17 protein-coding genes are annotated in these 24,374 nt (G+C 43.7%); 2 read left to right on the top strand and 15 right to left on the bottom strand.

Going from position 1 to position 24,374, the window contains the following annotated elements; all coding sequences use genetic code 11:
• Positions 1–133: 133 nt before the first annotated feature.
• Together VRK_RS07305 and matP are read right to left on the bottom strand one after the other, a co-directional pair.
• Positions 134–451, bottom strand: a complete 318-nt coding sequence (locus VRK_RS07305) for a DUF3634 family protein (RefSeq protein WP_059120755.1) — start codon at positions 449–451, stop codon at positions 134–136.
• A 15-nt stretch (positions 452–466) separates the two neighbouring features.
• Complete coding sequence (gene matP, locus VRK_RS07300) at positions 467–916, bottom strand: macrodomain Ter protein MatP (RefSeq protein WP_059120754.1); 450 nt, start codon at positions 914–916, stop codon at positions 467–469.
• A 165-nt stretch (positions 917–1,081) separates the two neighbouring features.
• On the opposite strand from matP, the gene VRK_RS07295 reads away from it, so the two are divergent.
• Both VRK_RS07295 and fabA read left to right on the top strand, forming a co-directional pair.
• Positions 1,082–2,773 carry a S16 family serine protease gene (locus VRK_RS07295; RefSeq protein ID WP_059120753.1) on the top strand — a complete coding sequence of 564 codons (1,692 nt, stop codon included), beginning with the start codon at positions 1,082–1,084 and terminating at the stop codon, positions 2,771–2,773.
• A 65-nt stretch (positions 2,774–2,838) separates the two neighbouring features.
• Positions 2,839–3,357 carry a bifunctional 3-hydroxydecanoyl-ACP dehydratase/trans-2-decenoyl-ACP isomerase gene (gene fabA, locus VRK_RS07290; protein WP_021020321.1) on the top strand — a complete coding sequence of 173 codons (519 nt, stop codon included), beginning with the start codon at positions 2,839–2,841 and terminating at the stop codon, positions 3,355–3,357.
• 134 nt (positions 3,358–3,491) lie between these two features.
• Here fabA and rmf read toward each other — a convergent pair whose 3' ends face one another.
• The 13 genes from rmf to VRK_RS07225 form a co-directional block, all read right to left on the bottom strand.
• On the bottom strand, positions 3,492–3,665 hold the full coding sequence (rmf, locus tag VRK_RS07285; RefSeq protein WP_059122701.1) for a ribosome modulation factor: 174 nt from the start codon (positions 3,663–3,665) through the stop codon (positions 3,492–3,494).
• Between the two features lie 172 nt (positions 3,666–3,837).
• Positions 3,838–5,532 carry a DUF3466 family protein gene (locus VRK_RS07280; RefSeq protein WP_059120752.1) on the bottom strand — a complete coding sequence of 565 codons (1,695 nt, stop codon included), beginning with the start codon at positions 5,530–5,532 and terminating at the stop codon, positions 3,838–3,840.
• Positions 5,532–7,481 carry an ABC transporter ATP-binding protein gene (locus tag VRK_RS07275; protein ID WP_059120751.1) on the bottom strand — a complete coding sequence of 650 codons (1,950 nt, stop codon included), beginning with the start codon at positions 7,479–7,481 and terminating at the stop codon, positions 5,532–5,534. Before VRK_RS07275 ends, VRK_RS07280 begins: the two co-directional genes overlap by 1 nt.
• A 222-nt stretch (positions 7,482–7,703) precedes the next feature.
• Positions 7,704–9,833 carry a bifunctional 23S rRNA (guanine(2069)-N(7))-methyltransferase RlmK/23S rRNA (guanine(2445)-N(2))-methyltransferase RlmL gene (gene rlmKL, locus VRK_RS07270; RefSeq protein ID WP_059120750.1) on the bottom strand — a complete coding sequence of 710 codons (2,130 nt, stop codon included), beginning with the start codon at positions 9,831–9,833 and terminating at the stop codon, positions 7,704–7,706.
• A 427-nt stretch (positions 9,834–10,260) separates the two neighbouring features.
• A complete protein-coding gene (locus VRK_RS07265) occupies positions 10,261–10,797 on the bottom strand; it encodes a cell division protein ZapC (RefSeq protein ID WP_059120749.1) in 537 nt (178 codons plus the stop codon).
• Between the two features lie 179 nt (positions 10,798–10,976).
• The gene (pyrD, locus tag VRK_RS07260) at positions 10,977–11,987 is read right to left on the bottom strand and encodes a quinone-dependent dihydroorotate dehydrogenase (RefSeq protein WP_059120748.1); all 1,011 of its coding nucleotides are present in this window, start codon (positions 11,985–11,987) and stop codon (positions 10,977–10,979) included.
• 46 nt (positions 11,988–12,033) lie between these two features.
• The gene (locus VRK_RS07255; RefSeq protein ID WP_059120747.1) at positions 12,034–16,881 is read right to left on the bottom strand and encodes an NAD-glutamate dehydrogenase; all 4,848 of its coding nucleotides are present in this window, start codon (positions 16,879–16,881) and stop codon (positions 12,034–12,036) included.
• Positions 16,882–17,033: 152 nt separating this feature from the next.
• Entirely contained in the window at positions 17,034–17,252 is a 219-nt protein-coding gene (locus VRK_RS07250) for a DUF2835 domain-containing protein (protein WP_059122700.1), read from the bottom strand.
• A gap of 77 nt (positions 17,253–17,329) precedes the next feature.
• On the bottom strand, positions 17,330–19,933 hold the full coding sequence (gene pepN / locus VRK_RS07245; RefSeq protein ID WP_059120746.1) for an aminopeptidase N: 2,604 nt from the start codon (positions 19,931–19,933) through the stop codon (positions 17,330–17,332).
• 219 nt (positions 19,934–20,152) lie between these two features.
• A complete protein-coding gene (locus tag VRK_RS07240; RefSeq protein WP_059122699.1) occupies positions 20,153–20,812 on the bottom strand; it encodes a hypothetical protein in 660 nt (219 codons plus the stop codon).
• A gap of 185 nt (positions 20,813–20,997) precedes the next feature.
• Positions 20,998–23,004: a carboxy terminal-processing peptidase gene (prc, locus tag VRK_RS07235; protein WP_059120745.1), complete on the bottom strand. Its 2,007-nt coding sequence runs from the start codon at positions 23,002–23,004 to the stop codon at positions 20,998–21,000.
• Positions 23,005–23,021: 17 nt separating this feature from the next.
• Positions 23,022–23,633, bottom strand: coding sequence for an RNA chaperone ProQ (proQ, locus tag VRK_RS07230; RefSeq protein WP_059120744.1), 612 nt, complete (start codon positions 23,631–23,633; stop codon positions 23,022–23,024).
• Between the two features lie 90 nt (positions 23,634–23,723).
• Positions 23,724–24,209: a GAF domain-containing protein gene (locus VRK_RS07225; RefSeq protein WP_059120743.1), complete on the bottom strand. Its 486-nt coding sequence runs from the start codon at positions 24,207–24,209 to the stop codon at positions 23,724–23,726.
• Positions 24,210–24,374 lie beyond the last annotated feature (165 nt).

Genomic DNA, 24,374 nt, shown 5'->3' with positions numbered 1-24,374 from the left:
CCCAAAAGTGAAGTAAATGTACTTCGTATATGTTTTTGACAGGACCATGACATTGTTCTTATTCCTTTACTTAAGCAATATAAAATCTAGCTCATAATCAAGGAATTGCAAACAGAGGTCAGGTTTATCGTATCTAGCGTTTATTTTTTTGATTGACGCCCGATTTTTTCAGGCCGCTGAATGGAAAAACATTGCGAATCCGCTGTTGAATACTCTTCGGTACCGATGAAGAAAATTTGAGTCGAATCCCCTCTCGACGCTGGTAGGCTTTCAGATATCCATCAAATGGGGAATGATGGCCAATTTCAGTCAGATTGTGTTTTAACGTTAGTGGCAAATGACCTTTGACTTTTACCAATTGACCTTTTTTAAAATGAACGTACAACACGGGCCGATCGAGAACAAGCAACCAGAAAATCACAACAGCAGCAATGATTATAACGTACATCATCAGATAATTCCTTGATTATTCAGATAATAATCGATTTAAATCTTCTTTCAGTGAGCTCATTTTCTGACTCGCTTTTTCAGTTTTAGAGGCTTCGCTGAGTAAATATTCAATCGCTTCAGATAAGGTGCATCCTAATTCATTCGCACGAAAAGCCAGTTTTTCCCAGACGCGATAATCCAAATCAATTGATTTCTTTCGAGTATGAATCTGTTCAGCATTATAATGTCTTTTTCGTTTTGCCCGAATCGCCTGCTTCAGTTTATTATCCAGTTCGGGTGACATATGTTGCTCGATCCACTCCAAGACATGGATGGGCTCATGTTCAATCTGACTCAGTAATACAATGGCATGTTCAATTTCACTGTTATCGATATAGCGAGTGATCTGAACTCCCTCTTTATATCGATGCATGAGGTATTGCCATTTCCATCCACATTCCAGATTTTCAAGTTGCTGGTATTTCATTTGGGATAACCTATTGTCTTACGCAGAATGAGCTTAGATGCGGTGACAGCGTAACCCATCATATGAATATCTGCAAATAGATCATTGATCAATGAGACGTGAATCTGTTTTCTAGGTGACTTTTTCTATATAATCTTTCATCTTTTAATTCATATCGAATATGCAATGACAAATGATATATGGCGCTTTGTAACGCCTCAGTTTGACGACTACAGCGCACAATTCGCACAATACCCTTCCATTCAACCTGCTGATTTTATGTCAACCCAGCCTCGACTCCAATCGACACTGCGTCGTTTTACCGAGCTGACCGGACTGAGCCGCTTATTGGTTATTCATGCACCGGACAATTCAGTTTACCGCCATATCATCCAGAATAGTCTCTCAACCTTACTTCCAAAAAATGTACCGGTGATCACCAGTGAGTCTCTGGAAAAAACACACCTTTTCACCACGATCAAAGCAGATAACGGGCACCTTGTCAGCGAAGTTTCCGGTCTGCTCGATAAAGCGGATGGCGGTTATCTTATTATCTCGCCTAACTGGCTGATCAAAAATGCAGATAGCTGGCCGATTCTGAAAAGTGTTTTGCTTGGTGAAGAAGTCTCGGCATTAAACTGTAATGAAAAATCGCCACTCCAGTATGAATGGGCGAAACGCTACGATATTAAACTGATCTTATCTGGCGATCGCGAACAGCTGGCAACGGTCGATTATATTGATGATGATATCCGGAGCGGTTTATCTCTTTATACAGAGATTGAGCTGGAGATGAAAATTGAGTCGGACAATCTTGTGCACTATTTCGCTTATTTGAAATGGTTACTGCAGACTTACCGTTATCCGGTTCTGTCAGAAGACGCGGTTAAGTCATTGTTGACGGCAGGCGTCCGTTATCAAACCGAAGACCAGCAATATATTCCTTTGTGTTTATTCTGGCACCGTACTTTGTTGGAAGAAGCGACAATTGAAGCTGGCAATAGTACGATTGAGTCTGACCATATTCAGTCCGCGTTGGATAAACGCTATTATCGTGAAAGTTATCTGCCGGAACGAGCACTGAGTGATATTCTCAACGGTCAGGTATTGATTGAGACACAGGGAAAACAAGTCGGTCAGGTTAATGGGTTAACGGTGATTGATATTGCAGGACACCCAGTCTCTTACGGAGAGCCTGCTCGTATTTCATGTGTCGTTCACTTTGGTGACGGGGATATCAGTGACGTCGAGCGTAAAGTCGAATTAGGTGGTAGTCTTCACGCCAAAGGTATGATGATTATGCAGGCATTTGTCAGCAGTGCACTGGAATTAAATGCGCCACTGCCCTATTCTGCATCGGTTGTATTTGAACAATCATATAGTGAGGTCGATGGTGACAGCGCTTCTTTAGCTGAAGTCTGTTCACTGGTTAGTGCATTGTCGAATATCGCCATTGATCAACAAATTGCAGTGACTGGCGCGGTGGATCAATTTGGCAGAGTTCAGGCCGTCGGTGGCTTAAATGAGAAAATAGAAGGGTTTTACCATGTTTGTTGCCATCAAGGGTTAACAGGTAAGCAAGGTGTCATTCTCCCTAAAACCAATTTAAGGAATTTGGCACTTCACCATACACTGGTGAGTAGCATACAAGCCGGAGAGTTCCATATCTGGCCGGTATCAACTGTTGATGAAGCGATTCCTATCCTCATGGGAAAACCCTTTCGTCGGAAAGATACAGACGTCGTCCTAGACAGGGATAGCGGCTTTGAAAAAAATAGTGTTCTTGAAAAAATAGCTGAAAGAATTGAATTATTCGAGCGTGAAGAAAATACGGAAAGTTTATGGGAAAAACTCAAAAATAGACTGAATTTTTACTGATCGGAGTTGTTTCACATACACCGCTTCACTAACATGCTCGCTGTTAATATTTGGAGTAATAAATAATGCAAAATAAACGTGAATCTTATAATCGTGACGACCTTCTGGCATCAAGCAGAGGCGAACTCTTTGGGCCAGGATATCCACAATTACCAGCTCCCAATATGTTAATGATGGATCGTGTAACCAAGATGTCTGAGACAGAAGGTGAATTTGGTAAAGGTTTGATTCTGGCTGAGCTTGATATTACTCCTGATCTATGGTTTTTTGACTGCCATTTCCCTGGTGATCCTGTAATGCCAGGATGTCTCGGACTTGATGCGATGTGGCAGCTTGTCGGCTTCTTTTTAGGCTGGGTTGGCGGCAAAGGTAAAGGCAGAGCTTTAGGCGTCGGTGAAGTGAAATTTACGGGCCAAATTCTGCCAACGGCTAAAAAAGTGACTTACGAAATTAACATGAAGCGTGTCGTCAACCGTAAACTGGTCATGGGTGTCGCGGATGGTCGAGTTTTAGTAGATGGTAAAGAAATTTATGTTGCTAAAGATCTGAAAGTTGGTTTGTTCCAAGACACGTCAACCTTCTGATAACACAATCATATAAGCGATCCTTAAATGGATCGTTTTTTATTAATACAATAAATTAGTTATAGTGCACCAGAGCAACATAATAAAGCCCCTGTCTATAGGGGCTATTTTCTCAGTGTATGTGGAATGTTTCGTTATTTATAGAGACCCGAATTCTTATCATCTCTGGCTTCGCGCCAACCGCCCATCCAATAGGAGCGAACATCCATCTGTTGGTAGGGGCACTCTTCAGCAGAACGACCATTTAACCCTGCTTTGTACCCTTGAGACTGTGCTCTTCCCAGACGATCTCGCTTTTGTCTCTTCATAGTAAAGTCCTCATACATTAACGATTCATTAACTGATAACTGTTACAAAGGCGTGGCGTTTTTATGACCACGCCTCTAAGAATCGCTCAATTAAGAATCAGACTCAAGCATAAAAAGAGACCAAAATGCGTGCAAATCCAAATTTGTGACCCATTCCGATTATTGACAAAACTCATCGCTTCCGACGGAACAAAAGCAAACTCAGTAGTGTCAAACCTGCGCTGCCCAAAGCACCACCGCTTCGCTTAGTTGAGTTTGATTCTTGACTTCTGGCGCTGATATCACCGCTGGTTGCGTTTTCGATCGGAATCAACTTCACTGCAACCGTTGTTTCTGTCTGTCCGCCATTACCGCATGTCGCATTGTGAGCCGTAGAATCATATCCACCACTACACTTAATCGCAGTTGCAGCAATCACGCCCGCATCATTAATATCGGATGCATTGAGAATACGATACTGGTTGTTATTGGCAGAGAAATTACCACCATTGGTCAAATCATCCAGTAACCAAGGACGATTAGCTAAAATGCCCATTCGTGTAGCGTTACTACCGGTTGTATTATACGGATAGATAAAAGCACGCTTCCGTCGGGGCTTACCACTACTTTCACGACTGGCTTCCGTATCGACCTGACCAACAATTTCATTAAAGTTATTAATCGCATTGGCATGGCCACCTGCACCGGAAAATGAAATACTATCGGAGATAAACAGCGCTGACGGTGATGCAGCACTGACATCCGGCACGACAAAGAAACGATTCGCGGCCGCGCCAGCGGATGGCCGCTTTCCTGCTCGTTTCGCTTCCCCAATCGCAACCAAATTATCATTCACGGCAGTCAAAACAGTATTGCTATAGATGCGATCATTGCCTGACTTGGTCTTCGCGTCATTAATCTCAGTCGAAGTCCATTTTGATACTGTTGCATAATCACTGCTAGCGACTTCAAAGACAGTTGCATTCATAAAATTATTGTCGCTGTCATAAGTATTGTAACCAACCCCGTAGATGGTTCCGCTCTTCACGACAAAATCACGCATACTGCCCTGAGCCAGACGCTGATCCTTGTTTTCACTCACACCGGATTGCCAGTTAATTTTAACCACAACGCCATCACTGCCCCAAATCGCAGCATTAGAACTGTAATAGTTGCCAAAACTATTGGTCACACTTTGTGAAACACTACCAACGGTGAAAGTGCCGTCAGTTTTCCAGGCCCGGGATTTATCAAATCCGTTTTTTACTGGTTTTAAAGATACTGGAACTTGAGCGTTGACAGTCTGACGGTTATCCCCCGTAGAAAGTTGAATACCGATCGGCTCAGAACTGGTAGTTAGGCTGTTGATCACCGTATTTTGGCTACTAAAGGTCAACCCGCCTTCAACGAAGGCTATTGCGTTAACAGTATGATCTCCGGTCAGCTCACGTTGCCACTCCGCCCAATGGGATTGGCCCCAGGCATCGCAAGTTGAGTAAAGCAACTCACTCACACAATAATTTTTCAGATCATTCTCTGTCTGAGCATAAGAAAAAGCATTGTCCATCCCAAATGGTGCTTCCTCCCGATAACTCATTCCGTCAACCGCCTGACCGGCCATTGTTTTCTGAATCCGCGTTTCTCCGGCGAGCGTAAAGCCAGAACAAGCCGTCCCACCGATTGAGCTGGCGAGAAAACAACTATTGAAGTTGGTGGCTGAACTACTATCATCCGTCGAGGGTTGAATCGCGACACCAAAGGCACTTTGGAAACTCCCTGAAGATACGGGTGGCGTCACTTCAACCACTTGATAAAGGGCTGCGTGCGCCTGTGTGGCTGCAAATACAGAAAAGGCTAAGAGCGATATATTTGTCTTGATTGGTGTCATTATGATTTACTGTCCTGTTGTAATGCTTCCAGCTCTTCCCAGCGGTTAAATGCCTGCTCAAGCTCTGCTTCTGCAGCATCCAATCGTTCTAAAATGGGTTGAGTCTGTTCCACACCCTGCGAAAAAAAGTCAGCATCGTTGACTTGTGCCTGAAGTGTCGCGATCTCTTGTTCCAAAGCTTCAAGCTGTTCCGGAAGCAACTCAAGTTCACGTTGCTGCTTGTAAGATAACTTTTTACCTTTACTGACCTTCGCAGGTGGGTTGTTTTTTGCTGAAGAACCCGAGGTTTGTGCCGGCGGTAAATCCGACGGTGACGCCTGGCGCTCCATCTCTTCATTTCTTGCGGCAAATACTTGTTTGCGCTGTTGCTGCGCATCGTGATATCCACCGACAAATTCTTCAATCTGGCCATTGCCTTCAAAAATCCAGCTGGTCATCACCGTATTATCTACAAAATGACGATCATGGCTGACCAGAAGCAATGTACCCTGATAATTGGCAAGTAAATCTTCCAAAAGTTCCAATGTCTCGATATCTAAATCGTTCGTTGGTTCATCCAACACCAAAAGGTTATTAGGACGCAGGAAGATTCGGGCTAACAATAATCGGTTTTTTTCTCCGCCAGATAACGCTTTTACCGGGGTTCTTGCCCGTTTCGGAGAAAAGAGAAAATCTTGCAAATAACTGAGGGCATGACGCGGACGGCCACCGACCATGACTTCCTGCTTACCATCAGCCAGATTGTCCATAACTGTCTTCTCAGGATCCAATTTCTCCCGATACTGGTCAAAATAGGCAACTTCCAGTTTTGTACCGCAATGTAAGCGACCATGAGTCGGCTGAATTTGTCCTAATAACAACTTTAACAGGGTACTTTTACCGCAACCATTGGGCCCGATCAAGGCAATTTTATCTCCCCGCATAACATTAAAGCTAAAATTATCAATAATGCATCGGCCGTCAATTTCATACGAAAGATTTTCAGCTTCAAAGACAATTTTCCCAGAGCGAACCGTATCATCAAGTTGTAAGTTCACTTTACCCTGCACATCACGACGCTCAGTTCGCTCTTGGCGGAGTTTCTTTAACGCTCTCACCCGCCCTTCATTCCGGGTTCTACGGGCTTTAATCCCTTGACGAATCCAAACTTCTTCCTGAGCGAGCTTCTTATCAAATTCAGCATGTTGCAGTTCTTCGACACGTAACAACTCTTCTTTTTCAGTCAGATACTGTTCATAACTGGCAGTGAATGAAGCCAGTTGTCCGCGATCCAAATCAACAATCCGAGTCGCCATTGACTGAATAAAGCTGCGGTCATGCGAAATAAAGATGATTGAACCTTTGAAATCTTTCAGAAAAGTTTCCAACCACTCAATCGTCGTCACGTCCAGATGGTTGGTCGGTTCGTCAAGTAACAGTACGTCAGGATCGCAGACCAGTGCACGCGCCAGTGCAGCTTTCCGTTGCCAACCACCGGATAGATCAGTCAATAAAGTATGGCCATCGAGATTTAACGAGGCCAGAACATTTTTAATCCGTTCATCAAAACGCCATCCGCCACTATGATCCAGTTGTTCCTGAACTTGTGCGAGTCGGCTAATATTTTTCTCACTCGGATCACGTTCAACTAACGTCAATAATTCTTGATAGGTTTGCAGCAGTTTACCAATCGCAGCGAGACCATCGGCAACATACTCAAATACCGTTCCTTCTTGATCTCTGGGAGGATCTTGTTCCAGACGGGAAACCACCACGTCCTGCGTCACCGTCATCTTTCCGTCATCCAGATGAATCTCCCCGCAGAGAACTTTCATCAGGGTTGATTTCCCCGCACCATTTCTGCCCACCAGACAGACTCGCTCGTTTTCTTGCAAAGAAAAATCAATATGATCGAGCAACGGATGGTCGCCAAATGCCAGATATCCGTTATGAATGCTTATTAATGCCATATGCTGCTAACCAAATCTTGAATACTGTGAATATAAACGGCTACTTTCGTACTTAATCTCTAAGAAATCCGAGCGCCACCAAGTGACAGTGTCACCCAAATTAAACTTGTATTATTTTCAGTCGTAGCCATTCATTGACAAAGCAGGCTGACTTTCGGTCAGTCTGCTCAACGAAGTAAATTACTGAACTGTATGCTATCGGGAAATGAAGCAATATATCAATTATTCCGAATCAGCTTCGCAATGACGAATGATCCAACAGTTATGGATCTGCTGATGCCGTTTAAAATCTAAAGGCAATGTTTGTGATGAGATATTCTCTGCAGAGAGCTGCAATGCACTCATCCCTTCCATATCCATCTTAAACTGCCGTTTATTGTTGGAGAACACAACCACACCATCCTTACGCAGAATACGTTTTAGATGTTGCATGACATGGATATGATCTCGTTGGACATCAAATGTACTCGCCATTCGTTTCGAATTTGAGAATGTCGGAGGATCAATAAAAATTAAATCATATTGACCTTTGGCTTGCTCAAGCCATTGTAGGCAGTCGGCTTGCTCGTAGCGATGTTGCCGTCCTATCTGCTTATTCAGAGCCATGTTTTCTTTCGCCCACTCCAGATAGGTTTTCGACATATCGACCGTTGTAGTTGATTTTGCCCCACCTAAAGCCGCATGAACCGTCGCAGTCCCGGTATAAGCGAACAAATTAAGAAAATCCCGCCCTTTTGCCATTTCACCCAAACGACGACGTGTTAATCGGTGATCGAGAAACAGACCAGTATCGAGATAATCATATAAATTAACAATAAACCGGACACCATATTCCTGCACTTGTGAGGTTTTGGCTTTGGTAGACATTTTCTGATACTGCGTATGTCCTTTCTGTTTTTCCCGCACTTTCAGGACAATATGATTCGCATCGATATCCATTACCTGCGTTGTAGCTCGGATCATATCGGTCAGACGTCGTTTGGCCTTCTCCGGTGCAATCGATTTCGGTGCCGCATACTCCTGTATGACAACATGGTCACCATATACATCAATCGCAGCATTATAGTCCGGAAGATCAGCATCATAGACACGATAACAATCAAGCTGTTCTCGTTTTGCCCATGGCGTAATTTTTGCAATATTTTTGCGTAGACGATTGGCAAAATCGGCAGCAACTTCCTGAGTTGCCATTTGGCACTGAGTCGCATCTCGCTCAGCAATGGAATAGAATTTTAAGTGACAAGGTAACGAACCGTTTCTCATTTTGAATTGTTTATCTGCCCGCATTCGCAGACAGCTTAATAACTCATCAGAACTGGAGAGAAACATAGCCTTACATCCGCCAAACTCAGATTTCAGTTGAGCACCTAACGAAGCATACAATGCAATGAGACCAGGCTCCGTCCCTAAACGCTCCCCATAAGGTGGATTAGAAATAACCAAGCCTGACTGAAAAGACGCCGGACACTGTAACTTTGCGGCATCCATTGATTGAAATTCGATCAAATCATGTACGCCGGCACGACGTGCGTTTTCTTTTGCCAAGTTCAGTATCTTTGGATCATAGTCATAGCCATAGATAGGTACAGAGACTTGTTTGAGTCCTTTTTTAGACTGAACGCTCGCTTGTGTTTTAACTTGTATCCAAAGCTCCGGATCATAATCAGGCAGAGACTGAAATCCCCAGTGAGACCGTTTGATACCAGGAGCGATTCCTGCGGCGATCATCGCAGCTTCAATCACGATCGTACCGGATCCACACATCGGATCCAACAACGCAACATCGCCCTGCCAACCACTACGCATGATCATCGCAGCAGCAAGCGTTTCTCTCAAAGGTGCTGCTCCGGCTTCGGTCCGATAACCCCGGATATGAAGGCTTCCCCCAACCATGTCGATCCCCATGATTGCTTTTTCTTTATTCAGACGGACATGCACCCGAAGATCCGGACGATCTTTACTGATCGTTGGTCGAGGTAAGTTTCTTTTCGTAAAATGATCAACGATCGCATCTTTTACTTTTACTGCCCCGTACTGACTATTGCGGATCGATTGATTGGTCCCGTTGAAATCAACAATAACCGTTCCCGATGGCTGTAAGTAATCACTCCACCGAATCGCTGATGCAGAGAGATAAAGATCCATATCATCCTGACACGAAAACTCTGAGAGAACTCGGATAAAACGTGAAGCGATTCTGCTCCAAAGGCAACAACGATAAATAAGTTCATTGGAGGCGCGGAACCGGACACCGGCCTGAACAACTTGGATATCACTGACACCTAAGCGGTTCAACTCTTCTGCTAATAAATTCTCAAGTCCGATTGAAGTCGTGGCTAAATACTGATGCATCGATGGTCTTTACTCTGAAAATTGGCCCGCAATTATACCTGACATTCGTCGATTTGGGTAAATCAAACCACGGAATTTTTCTTTTTCTACTCTGAAAATCTTCATTTTTCACTTCCTTATGTATCAACACTTTCCCAGTAAGTGAGTATTTATTCACTCCCAAAGTGGTCTATACCAGAGCTCCATTTACAATGTAAATTAATTACAAAAACAGACAAAAAGAGGAACTTCCATCTTAAAAAGGCCATAACTGTAGGGGTTATCATCACAGCATTGGTGATAAATTTATCGAAATTTATGGATGAATCTCACAGTTGAGATATCCAACTTCATGGAAGGGACAGTCGATTAGAAAATATCGGACAAAAAAAATCGGCCTTTCAGCCGACGGGAAATAAAAAAAGGAACAAAATACGAATGGAAATCACTAGCCAACTAAGGCTACAGGTTGTGAACCAAGGTTCACGTACTCCATACGATCATGCATCACTTTGATAGCCTGACCATATGTGAGTTCTTTACCCGGAGCAAGTGTAAATGCCTCAAGTTCAATGCTGGCACATAAACTGGCATATTCACCCACTTCCAGAACAATAAAGCGACCAGCGTTCATCCGGTTCTTCAACTGGACGATATCCCCGGTATGTGGGACGGTTTCAGTATTCTGGATATCAAAGAACCAGCTTTTCGGTTGAACCGGTTTATGAAATCTTTTCGCTGCGACACAGTTTAGAATCAATTCAACTTTTCTTGGTTCAGACAAGTCCAGACACTCAACACCCTCTTTAAATACTTGGTAATCACTAGCATCATCAACGGTGAACTGACCAGAAGTAAAAGCACAAGTAACAAGCAGCTTTTTGGGCAGAAGGGTTTTAAAAACCATCTCATTTCCCAAATCGAGCATTAAGTGGCCTTCTCTGTCACAAAAATACCAGTTCCATTTATCACTCGGTTTTAGCATATTACAACTCTTTTCAATACGGATCATTTATGATACTCGTGCTCTGATAGAGCAGATTTACCAACGAATCAATACTATTCTAAAAGTGAAAAGAGAAAAAAAAAGAGGAAATGAATTTTCATTTCCTCTCGAATATTTCAGGCTGATCTGCACCAAATCAGCTCAATACGGTCGATATATTATAAATTTTTGACGATCTCTTTTACTAGACCAGGCCCATGGTAAATAAAACCAGAATAGATCTGCACCAATTTAGCACCAGCCAGCAGTTTTTCTTTGGCTGCCACATAGGAATCAATGCCACCAACACCAATGATTGGAATCTGCTCACCCAATTCCTGATATAACTTGCGGATCACCTCGGTACTTCTGAGCTGTACAGGACGCCCACTCAAACCTCCCGCTTCGTTCGCGTGTTTCATTCCCATCACGATCGAACGATCCAGCGTTGTATTGGTTGCAATCACACCATCGATGTTGTTGCGAAGCAAGGACTGACAGATTTGTTCCAGTTCATCATCACTTAAATCCGGCGCTATTTTCAGCGCAAGCGGAACATACTTATCATGCAGCTTCGCTAATTCAACTTGCTTTGCTTTTAATAACGTCAGTAGTTCATCCAACGCTTCTCCGTACTGCAACGAACGCAGTCCCGGTGTATTTGGCGATGAGATATTGACAGCAATATATCCGGCATATGGATAGACTTTTTCCATACAGATCAAGTAGTCATCAGCACCTTTCTCTATCGGAGTATCCTTATTCTTACCAATATTGATCCCCAGCACACCATCATAGTTTGCCTTTTTGACATTTTCGATCAGTTGATCAACCCCTTGGTTATTAAATCCCATACGATTGATGATCCCTTCCGCTTCCACCAGTCGGAACAGTCGGGGTTTATCATTCCCGGGCTGTGGCTTTGGTGTGACAGTGCCAACTTCGACAAAGCCAAATCCCATCGCACCAAATGCATCGATACATTCTCCGTTTTTATCCAGCCCAGCCGCCAACCCAACCGGATTTTTGAACATCAGGCCCATACATTCGACCGGACGATGCGGTAAATGCTGGCGGTAAAGAAGATCGAGAGGTGTGCCGGTGAAACGTTTAAAATTTTGAATTGCAAGATCATGTGCCTTTTCGGCATCCAATTGGAAAAAGCCACTTCTGGCGATACGGTAAAGCATTGTGCCTCCGAAAGAAAAAAGCCCCGTACAAACGGGGCATTATTATTTACTCATTTGCCGCACAATTCAAATTTAATAGTGTCAGTTCCCTGAGTGCCACTGAGAATTTGGCAAATTCATGAACAGCACCGACTTTAAATTCATTGAGGATATTCTCCCACCGTTGCAAGGTCACCTGATTCACTTCAATCCATTGTTCCAATAACTCGATTTCATCAAATGACTCCCCGAGACACCCGCAGGAAAGTACCTGAGATGTTAACTGACGCTGTTGCCAGTCAAGATCTTCTCTGAATGCAGCCCGGGCCAAAGTTTGCCAATTATTATCAACCGCCTGATGATTGATTTGCTCTAAGAACCAGTGGAGTGATAAACGCACACCGAGATGGAAATAAAGTTTAGCCGTTTGCTGAACCGTAATGCCTTTCTCTCTGGCCACAACACAAATGTCCAATGCAGAATTGAGACTGGAAAGCCGGGAAACATAATGCGCCATATCTTCATCGATACCCTGTCCGACCCAACGGTTGGCAAGCGCATCGTGATCACTGATTTCTCTGCCAACCAAAGCTTCATTCAGATGTGCCGCAATTTTCTGCACATCATCTTTATAAAGTTCAATCAATTCATTGACCGATTTCTTACCCATATGATTACGGAGAATCCAACGGGACAAACGTCTTAAAAACCGCCGAACCACTCCCAGCACTTCATACTGTGCAGCTGTTGTGGCCTGATTATCCAGTACCCGGATCTTCTCCATAATATGATCAAGATTATAAATATCCCGGGCAGCACAATAAGCATTGGTAATCTCAACGACTCCGGCCCCGGTTTCATCCTGCAAACGAGAGACAAAATTACAGCCCATTTCATTGACCATCTGATTCGCCAACGCCGTTGCGATGATTTCTATCCGCAATGGATGCGTCGGAAGTAACTCAGCATAGTTACAGCGTAACTCTGAAGGGAAGTATTGAAGCAACTGCACAGCATGATAACTGTCACTGGCTATCCTTTCATCCGCCAGTTGTTCTTTCAATACCATTTTCGCGTAAGCGATCAGGACGGAAAGCTCGGGACGAGTCAGCCCCACATCCTGTTTTTCACGTTCCAACAGTGTTTCATCATCAGGCAGGTATTCCAACGCCCGATCCAAAGCACCACTCTTTTCAAGCGCATGAATAAAACGGAGCTGCTCTTTGACTTGGGATACACCTTGCACTTCCGCCACCGAAATCGACTCAGCCTGCTGATAAGCATCAGCCAGGACAATATCTCCCACTTCATCCTGCATGGATTGCAGTAACTGATTACGCTTCTTCATGGTCAGCTCACCATGTGCAACCAATGTATTGAGGAAGATCTTGATATTGACTTCATTGTCCGAACAATCAACACCACCGACATTATCGACAAAATCAGTGTTGATTCGTCCGCCCTTCAGTGAATATTCGATGCGCCCTAACTGGGTCATCCCAAGGTTCCCCCCTTCGCCGACAATTTTAGCTTGCAAATCAGCGCCATTAATTCTCACAGCATCGTTGGCTCGGTCACCGACATCAGCATCAGTTTCTTGAGAGGCCTTAACATAAGTACCGATCCCCCCATTCCACAGCAAATCAACCTCCATTTTCAGGATCAAGCGGATCAAATCATTCGGAGCCAGCCGTTTTTGATCCGTTTGCAGCATAGTGCGGACTTCCGGTGACAATGTGATTGACTTCGCCTTACGCGAGAAGATCCCACCACCTTTTGAGATCAACTTCTGATCATAATCTTCCCATGATGATCTGGGTAATTTGAATAAACGATCCCGCTCCTGCCAGCTTCGTGCAGGATCCGGATCGGGATCCAAGAAAATATGCAGATGGTTAAACGCTGCCAGCAAACGTGTGTGTTGTGATAACAACATACCGTTTCCGAATACGTCACCGGCCATATCACCAATCCCAATCGCGGTAAATTCAGAGGTTTGACAATCAACCCCTAATTCTCGGAAATGGCGTTTAACTGATTCCCAGCCACCTTTGGCGGTGATGCCCATCGCTTTATGGTCATAGCCATTCGAGCCTCCGGATGCAAATGCATCTCCTAGCCAGAAGCTATAGGCTTCAGAAACGGAATTGGCAATATCAGAAAATGTCGCCGTCCCTTTATCTGCCGCAACAACCAGATACGGGTCATCAGGATCATGTCGAACTACATGAACCGGTGGTACAACTTCACCTTCTTGAATATTGTCCGTGATATCCAGTAAGCCCTGAATAAACTGGCGATAACACCGTTGTCCTTCCGCAAAAATTTCATCGCGGCTATTGAACAAATACTGTTTCTTACAGATGAAGCCACCTTTAGCACCGACAGGAACAATCACTGTATTCTTAACTTGCTGAGCTTTCACCAATCCCAGAATTTCGGTACGATAGTCTTCCAACCGATCTGACCAGCGCAATCCACCCCGGGCCACTTTACCGCCACGTAAATGGACGCCTTCCACATCCGGTGCATAAACAAAAATCTCGTAAGCCGGTACGGGTGCAGGAATATCAGAAATATCCCGCGGACTCAGTTTCATTGACAACCAAGGTTTCGGCTGCCCTTGCCCATCGATCTGGAAGTAATTGGTCCGTAGCGTGGCCTGAATCATTTCCATGTAGCGACGTAAAATCCGGTCATCATCAAGACTTTCAACATCTTCAAGTTGGGCTGAAAGTTCATTCACCAACTTCTCAAATGCCCGGATACGTTTCTGATCATCCAAAGTCGGATTAAAACGTGCGGTAAACAGATCGACGAGCCCCTTAGCCAACTGAGGATAGTGGTTCAATGTATCTTCAATATATTGTTGGCTGAATGGAAAGCCGACTTGCCGCATATATCGGGCATAAGCTCTCAGGATAGAAACTTCTCTTCCCGTCAGCGAAGCACTCAATACCAAACGGTTAAATCCGTCATTATCGAGTTCTCCTCGCCAAATCGCAGCAAAAGCCTGTTGGAAACGGTCTCTTGATTCGCGAATATCAATCGCCATGTCAGTTTTATGCAACATGGAGAAATCGAGAATCCAGTACGTCTGTCCGTTGGTTTTATCAACCTCATAAGGAGACTCACCAATCACTCGAAGTCCGAGATTTTCGAGCATTGGCATCACATCGGACAAATGGATCGGTTCATCCCGATGATAGAGTTTCAGTTTGACCACTTTGGAATGACGATCTTCTTCCTGCGGGCGATAGAACAGCATGTCTAATTTATGTGATTCACTTAAAGACTCAAGCCGCTCGATGTCCGCGACAGCCGTACTTGGCATCATGGCTTCTTTATAAGATCGCGGAAAAGATCGCATATACTCTTTCGAAAGCGGTAATCCTTTACTTTCACCTAAATTGGCAACAATGGCTTCAGATAATCGATCATCCCAACTGGTGGATGCTTCCATCAGGTTCTGCTCTATTCTTTTCACATCAACATCCATATTGTTGTTATCAACTCGCACAATATAATGCGTTCGAGCTAACGGACTCTCTGAGAAATATACTGTATAATCAACAGGTTGTTTCGATTCAAAATAATCAGCTAGCACCGCTTGCGTCTTTTTCCTCAGTTCTGTCGTATGTCGATCTCTTGCGACATAAACCATACAGCTGAAGAAGCGTCCGAACGGGTCTTTGCGAACAAACAGCCGTAACAGATCCCGATCCTGCATCTGAACCACGCCCATACCGACTTCGAGTAACTCTTCTTCATTGGCTTGTAATAGTTCATCCCGTGGATAGTTTTCGAGAATATTGTGCAACGCTTTATACGAATAAGCGCCCTCACGATAACCACTGGCAGCAAGGATCCGGCCGACTTTATCACGGATCAGCGGAATACTTTCGACAGTTTGGTTATAAACCGCTGAAGTGTATAAACCGGTAAAACGATGTTCCCCGATCACTTTGCCGTTTTTATCAAACTTTTTGATCCCGATATAGTCGGTATAAGCCGGGCGATGGATCCGGGACTGACCGTTACCTTTGGTCATGATCAACAAGAATGGCTTGGTTGCTTCCAAACGCGCTGAATCAGAAAAATCTGAGAGCTTGACACCTCTCACCCGCTTTGGATTAGAAAAAAGCCCCAGTCCAACATCATCAGTCGGTCTCAGTTCTCCACCTTCCGAGGTATCGATCAAATCGTACTCTTTGTAGCCCATAAAGGTGAAATTATGGTTAGCTAACCAACGTAAGAACTCGATAGATTCTGAGAATCGACCTTCATCAACCGGTAGTTGTTTCTTCTGTTTTTCCAACTGCTGAATGACACGGTTGAGTTGTTCAACCATCGGTAACCAGTCTCTGACAACCAATGCAGTATCCTCAATCACTCGGATCACTTCATCACGCAGATGTTTTATTTTTTGACTATCTGTTAATCGGTCAACCTCGATATGAAACATCGAATGCAGCTCACCCTCACGCTGACCGATTGCAATAATTTTATTCTTTTCATCACGCTGAATCTGAGCAGGACCATGCAACATGATATGGCAGGCCAGATCAAGACGGTTCAAAACCATTTTGATCGAATCGACTAAAAAAGGTGTATCGGGAACAACGACTTCAATAATCGTATGCGTTGATTGCCATCCATGTTTGCTGACCACCGGATTAAAAACTTTGACGGATTGTTCCGTAACTTTAGCTTCATTCAAATGATGCCAAAGACTAATCACCGCACCGTAGAGATCGGACTCCGTTCGATCAATCAGATCATCCTGTGAGACATTATTAAAAAGATGCTGTGCCAACTGCTTGACGACCGAATGTTGCTCAGAATCTAATTTCGACTGAATCAGTTGGTATACTTTCTCGACTAAAACTGGCTGTAATGTATCGCGGGAGCCCATAGAAACCTCATCTATTACTGGATTACCTGTTATTCTTATTAGTTTATGCGTTCAAGAGAATATTTTTGTAAAACAAACAACTGAATTGTGAAGTAATTTTAATAAAAATTAACTAATTCGCATCACAAAAGAGAAAATGTGTTGCGTAAATGTCAAATTAATTCGAGGCGCTGGAATTTATATTGGGCATCAGTGGTGAGCCGGAATCTGCCCTTCAAACCAAACTGAGTCAAATAAGGACGAAAATGTGTCGCGGGGAGTTGAAGTGTCAATCCATTATCCGTTTTCACCACAAGATGGCTGGCGGAACCGGAGTAATGTGCAAGATATTCCTGATAAGGAATATAAAGTGAAAAATAAAAATATTTCATCAGCGAACAATGACCGTAGCAAACGATGACCGTGGCCAAGCCACGGTCTTTCCTCATCTTAACCAATGATAATACAATTAAGCTTCCAGAGCTTTGGTGACTTTTTCATATAAATCTTTCGCTAAATTATCCATACTGAGCAACGCTTCTAATTCTTGCTTCATCAGTTTCTGACGAGCTTCATCATAACGTTTATATTTCAGTAACGGGTCAATTAAACGCGAAGCAACTTGCGGGTTGGTCGTATTGAGTTGCTGTAATATTTCACCGGCAAAACGGTAACCACTACCGGACTTGTCATGAAAATGCGCAGGGTTCTGATTCAGGAATGAACCGATCAGACTCCGGATGCGATTCGGGTTTTTCAGCGTAAATGCTTGATGACTCATTGTTTGCTGAATCACCGTTAATGCGTCATCAGCCGGATTCGTACCTTGTAACGCAAACCATTTATCCATCACCAGACCATCATGTTTCCACTGACGGCTATAGTCAGCCATCAATGTTTCACGACAAGGCAGCTCAGCCTGATTGGCCGCAGTCATTGCCGCGATTGTATCGGTCATATTGTCGGCATTTTGGTACTGCCGGCGTACCAATTCATCACCTTGCTCTGTCAATGCTAAATAAGATAAACAGGTATTTCTCAGCGAACGTTGACCAATTGCGGCGTGCTCAATCGTATACTCATTTTGCTTCAACGAATGATAAAATGCAGAGAATTCATCTTGTAGCTCTTGTGCTAAAGCACTTTTGATCGCTTTCAACACCAGCGAGATGGCATCGACATCAACGGTTTCAAACCAACCTGACACTTCATTATGATTTGGCAATGCCAACATTTCGGCAATAAATTCATGTTCCAAAGACGGGTCAAGCAATACCCCACGGAAAGCATCCATCACCGATTCAGGCAACTCCACTGATTGTCCTTGTTGCACTCGCTCAATATTGGCACGGATATATTTAGCAATGAGCATCTGTCCGGCATCCCAGCGAGCAAATTCATTTCTCGTATGTATCATCAAAAATGCTAACGCTTCATCTTGATAGTCATAAACCAGTTTCACGGGTGCTGAAAATTCTTTCAGCAGTGAAGGAACCGGCTCACTGGTGATCGATTCAAACACAAATGTCTGTTCATCTTGGGTAACATTCAATACATCAGATACTTTTTCACCGTTACAGCGTAACTCAAAAATATTTCCCTCAGCATCGTAGAGTTCGATAGCAAAAGGAATGTGCAGTGGCTGCTTTTCTTTTTGATCGGCCGTCGGTGGCGTGTGTTGTTTCACTGATAAGGTAAAAGTTTGTGCATCTTGATCATAAACACCACTCACACGAAGTTCCGGTGTCCCCGATTGGCTGTACCACAAACGGAACTGTTGCAAATCAATACCCGATGCATCTTCCATTGCAGCAACGAAATCTTCACAAGTTGCAGCCGTACCATCATGGCGTTCGAAGTAAAGCTTCATCCCTTTCTGGAAATTACTTTCACCAAGCAATGTATGAATCATCCGAATCACTTCACTGCCTTTTTCATAGACCGTCAAGGTATAGAAGTTATTCATCTCTATCACTTGTTCCGGACGAATCGGATGTGACATCGGTGAAGCATCTTCAGCAAACTGTGGCCCACGAATAATCCGAACATTATTAATCCGATTCACAGCCCGAGAGCCCAAATCAGAAGAGAACTCTTGATCGCGGAAAACAGTTAACCCTTCTTTCAGACTGAGCTGGAACCAATCCCGGCACGTAACACGATTCCCCGTCCAGTTATGGAAATACTCATGACCAATCACGGCCTCAATCCCGAGATAATCGGTATCTGTGGCCGTCTGATCATTGGCTAAAACGAATTTGGAGTTAAAGACATTTAATCCTTTATTCTCCATCGCGCCCATATTAAAGAAATCGACAGCCACAACCATGTAGATATCAAGGTCATATTCCAGCCCGAATCGCTGTTCATCCCATTTCATTGCATTGATTAGCGAACGCATCGCGTGGTGTGCCCGGTCTAAGTTGCCTTTATCAACAAAGATTTCAAGCGCAACATCCCGGCCAGACATGGTCTGGTAAGAATCGCGTAGCACATCAAAATCACCGGCCACCAGCGCAAACAGGTAAGATGGTTTCGGATGTGGATCTTCCCAGCGAACCCAGGATTTCCCCTCATCATTTGTTCCTTGTGCAACTTTATTCCCATTACTGAGCAGATAAGGATAATTCTGTGGCGCTATAATTGTTGTGGTATAACGAGCCAGCACATCAGGCCGGTCAAGATAATAAGTGATTCGGCGGAACCCTTCAGCTTCACATTGTGTGCAGAACGCACCGTCAGATAAATATAAACCTTCCAACGCAGTATTTTCTGCCGGATTAATGAGCGTCTCTATTTGTAATTCAAACTGAGTGGGGAGATTGCTCAATTCTAAACCAGCTTCAACAATCTGATAATCGCTCCACGGTTGCTGGTTGACTTGAACACTCACCAACTCCATATCTTCTCCATCGAGTATCAACTGATTGCTTTCTTGTAACTGTTTCACCTGAGAAACGGCCACGACGCGGGTTTGATTTTCGTGAAGGTCAAACGTGAGATTGAGATCAGTGATCGTATGAGAAGGCGATTGATAATCTTTACGATATTTGGCTTGAAGCATACTTGCCATCTTGAATCCTTTTGCGTTAACGATATAAAACTTTTCCAGAACATGCGGAAATAGATTTTGTCAGAGATATAGAACGTTTTTCGCGTCTACAGATAAGGCTACTCTAGGCGATTCCTGTGTAATTCTCAATGACTGAGCGAGATTATCTGTAGAGGCATGATCTGGTTATCTCGTTGTACGGGCAATACGATTCCATGTTCACTGGCAAACATCCTAGATTCACTGAACCCGATTCAACACGGCAACCATTGCACCGTTTTCAAAATTGACAGTGAGCTGATCAGCACTGACCTGAAAACGGGTATCGTGTTCTCCCTGCTCGTACAATAAAACCAGATGATCGTTTTCGGTATAATAGACACCACGGTGAACGGCTTCATTGCCCTGTTCATCAACAGAACGAATAAAAAATAAGAAATCAGGTTGTAGAATCAATTGGATTTGTGCCACACCGACCACATTTAATTCCGTTCCCGACAGATGATCACTTTGCCAATAGCCGACCAAAGAACGAGAAAGCGCTTTGAAGAAAGTAACGCCATTTAATATCAATCGATTATGGGTTGTCTGATAGGCATAAATTTGTGGTTCAATACTGTGAGTACCAAGCATTAACGTATCTTGACTCGCTGCATATCCTCCTTCCCAATATTCAACTGAACTATCACGCTTTTTAATCTGAACGGCAAATGTATAACTGGAACTCAGAGTCAGATGGATGGACATAAAATCCTGATGCGGATCTTCTGGATCTGAATTAACCAGATACCACTCCCCGACCAAAAAAGGAAAATCGAACTGGGTGAGATCGTTCTTGTGACTGGTAGTAAACCCACTACCGGAACACACGAAGCTGAGGATGGCGACATACCATTTCACATTTCGCATCAGACAGACTCCCCACTTTTTTCTTTAAGCTTAGAATCCATATACTGATAAAGCGAACAATTTCATCATTTGCTGATAGATGAAGAAAGACTAAGATTGACAATATAAAAGCTGATAAAAAAGAAAACGCGCTTGTAAAAAGCGCGTTTGTCTATAGGGTTCAGAAAATGATGAAATTAAGCACCAATCTTGACCATATCAATGGTAATTGCGACTGCTTCATCCAAATAGGCATCCGGAGCAACATAGTCCTTCGGAACATCTTCCAATTTGGTATAAAGTTTATGACCTTCTTGCTTCTGACGCAGATTGATCCGTTTTAATTTCAGCACATCCGCTGCTTCAGTTTCCTGACGTCTGACTGCTTCATTCAGAGAAAGCCAATTTTCATTTTCTTTCTCCTGTTTATACTTTGCGATATCTTGCTCGATAAACTGAAACTCCATATCTTTGGCAATGCGTTGTTCATGACGTTTTTTCAGCGCCTGAATCAGCTTTTGATAGTGATGAACTTGACTGTAATCAGCACGGCTAATGCTATCCCAAGGCAATGCATTATCTTCAACACTTTCACCGGTCTCACTCGGATCAACGGCTGTCGGGAATGCAATATCAGGGGCTACGCCCTTATCCTGAGTACTTCCCCCATTGATGCGGTAAAACTTCTGAATGGTATATTGGATATATCCCAGTGGCTCACTGAACAAATCGTAAATACTATTCAACGAGTAATGTTGCTGAACAGTCCCTTTACCGTAGGAGTTTTCACCGAGAATCACCGCACGATCATAATCCTGCATAGCTGCGGCAAAAATTTCAGAAGCCGAGGCACTATAACGGTTAATCAATACCGTTAAAGGACCGTCATAACTACTCTTGCCATCCGTATCGCTGTTGATGTTGACTTGTCCACGACTATCACGGACCTGAACCACCGGTCCTTTTTTAATAAACAGTCCCGTTAATCCGGTCGCTTCAGTCAGAGCGCCACCACCATTATTACGGAGATCAACAATCACACCATCGACATGCTGCTTGTTAAATTCAGTCAGCAGCTTATCGGTATCCCGGGAAAGTCCGACATAAAAACTAGGGACTTCAAGCACCCCAATTTTCTTGCCATCCCGTTCAATCACTTTCGATTTTACAGCCCGATCTTCCAGACGAATTTTATCTCGTGTAATTGTGACAACGTGACTTTTTGCATTCTTTCCTTCAGGCAGGATTTGTAGTTTGACCACAGTGCCTTTCGGCCCTTTGATCAGTTGCACAACATCATCCAGACGCCATCCGATAACATCAACAATCGCCTTACCTTCCTGACCGACCCCGATAATACGGTCACCTTCAGAAAGTTTATGGCTTTTATCTGCCGGTCCGCCAGCAACCAATGAACGAATCACCGTATAATCATCCGTCATTTGCAACACGGCACCAATCCCTTCCAGCGACAGATTCATTTCAGACTTAAACTGCTCTGCACTACGTGGGGAAAGATAGCTGGTATGCGGGTCAATTTGACGCGCAAAAGCATTCATAAACAGTTGAAATACATCTTCACTATGTGTCTGAGTTAAGCGTTTGATTGCATTATTATAGCGTTTCGTCAGCGTCTCTTGGATTTCCGGCCATTTTTTCCCGGTCAGTTTCAAATTCAACGCATCATATTTGACTCGCTTACGCCATAAATCATCCAATTCCTGCTGATTCTTCGGCCATGCCTCTTTAGAGCGATCCAATTCAATCGATTCATTGGTATCAAATTTTATCTCATGATCCAATAATGACAGCGCATATTTAAATCGCTCATAGCGTTTCTTCACGGAGATGTTGTAGACATCAAAAGCAATTTGATCATTACCTGAATTGAGTTGGTCGTCCAATTCAATCGACCACTGTTTAAACCCATCGATATCTTTCTGAGTAAAAATATTACGGTTGTAATCGAGCAGACCAAGATAACGCTGGAATATTTTTTTGGAAAAAGCATCATCCAAATAAATATGCTTATAGTGAGACTGAACAAACTTATTCTTGACCCGTTCTGTGGCAAGCGAATGTTGACTTTCAGGAGTAAGAACAGGCAGGTCCGATTCACGGATTGAAGGTACAGCGGCTTGAACAGAAGAAACTGCCAGCCAAAGGCCAGCAGCAATTAGTGTCAGTTTTGAACGGCATTTCATGCGTAGGAGGCTCTCCTTTATGCGCTTAAGTGCTCCGCTTTAATGACCATTTGCAGGCCATTTCCAAGCTGTACACGCACATCTTCCTTATTAATCTCAACAATGGTCGCTGCCATGTTGCCTTTACCCATGTTGACTTTGACCTGACGACCCACACTCAGTTCATCAGCATTCAACGCCCGGGCTTGTACAGTTTTTTCCTGAGCACGTTTTGCAGTTTTTGCCTTAGGATTTGGCTTTCTGATTTTAGGCTGTGCATTATTTTTTTCTTGTTTCTGTTTTTCTTTGCGTCGAGCCTGAACCTTTGCCTTGCTCTCGGCCAGCGTATTCTGGGCATGTTCGACATGTTCTTGCTCTAATGTACCACATGGATTCCCATCTAAGTCAACTCGTTCAGCACCGGGTTTTACCCCATGCAGATAACGCCATGAAGAGGTGTACTGTCTTAACGCTGCACGAAGTTGAGTTTTACTCACCTTCGGATCACCTTCCAAACGTTGAACAAGATCTTGAAAAATACCAATTTTCAGTGGCTGAGCTTCACCTTCTAATGTGAAGCATTTTGGGAAACATTCAGCAATATATGCAATCACTTCTTTGCTGTTTTTTAACTTTTCAGTGTTTTCCATGTGGGTTCCTGGTTATTACGGTTTCATTCCGTAAGACATGAAGATATCAATGTTCGGGTATTATAGTGTTCTGAATCGGAAAAACCACCGTCAGACTATAAATAATGTCTCGTTAGTCTGTGAATTAAACAGCTTTTCTACCTGATTCATCATTTCTGTCAAACCTTGTTCGTCAACTTCAGAGAATCGTCCTCGGCTCGGGCTGTCAATATCCAATACACCACGCAATTGACCGTGAATCGAAAAAGGAATCACCAACTCGGAACGGCTATCGGCATCACAGGCGATGTGTCCGGCAAATGAATGGACATCATCAATCCGCTGGACGCTGTTCGTTTCAATCGCGGTCCCACAGACACCACGACCGACAGGGATGCGAATACAAGCCGGTTTTCCTTGAAATGGCCCCAATACAAGCTCATCGCCTTCTAACAGATAAAACCCCACCCAGTTGATGTCGGTCATTTCCATATTCAGCAGCGCGGATAAATTGGCCAAGTTAGCCACTAGGTTGGTTTCAGAACCAATGAATGTCACGGCCTGTTTAGTTAAAAGTCGATACTGTTCAAGTTCCATAAATCTTTCCATTATCATGCAATCTGTTCAATCATTACGGTAAGAATTGCTTTAAGCGAGTCGTTTTATCGCTGAATGATTGATAATACAAGCAAAAACTAACATTCATGTTGTATTGATGCAAATACATCCATATCCGAGAACATGATTACCACATCAATCGAA

Source organism: Vibrio sp. MEBiC08052, assembly GCF_001506075.1.
GTDB lineage: Bacteria > Pseudomonadota > Gammaproteobacteria > Enterobacterales > Vibrionaceae > Vibrio.
This window is presented reverse-complemented; position numbering and strand designations above follow the sequence as displayed.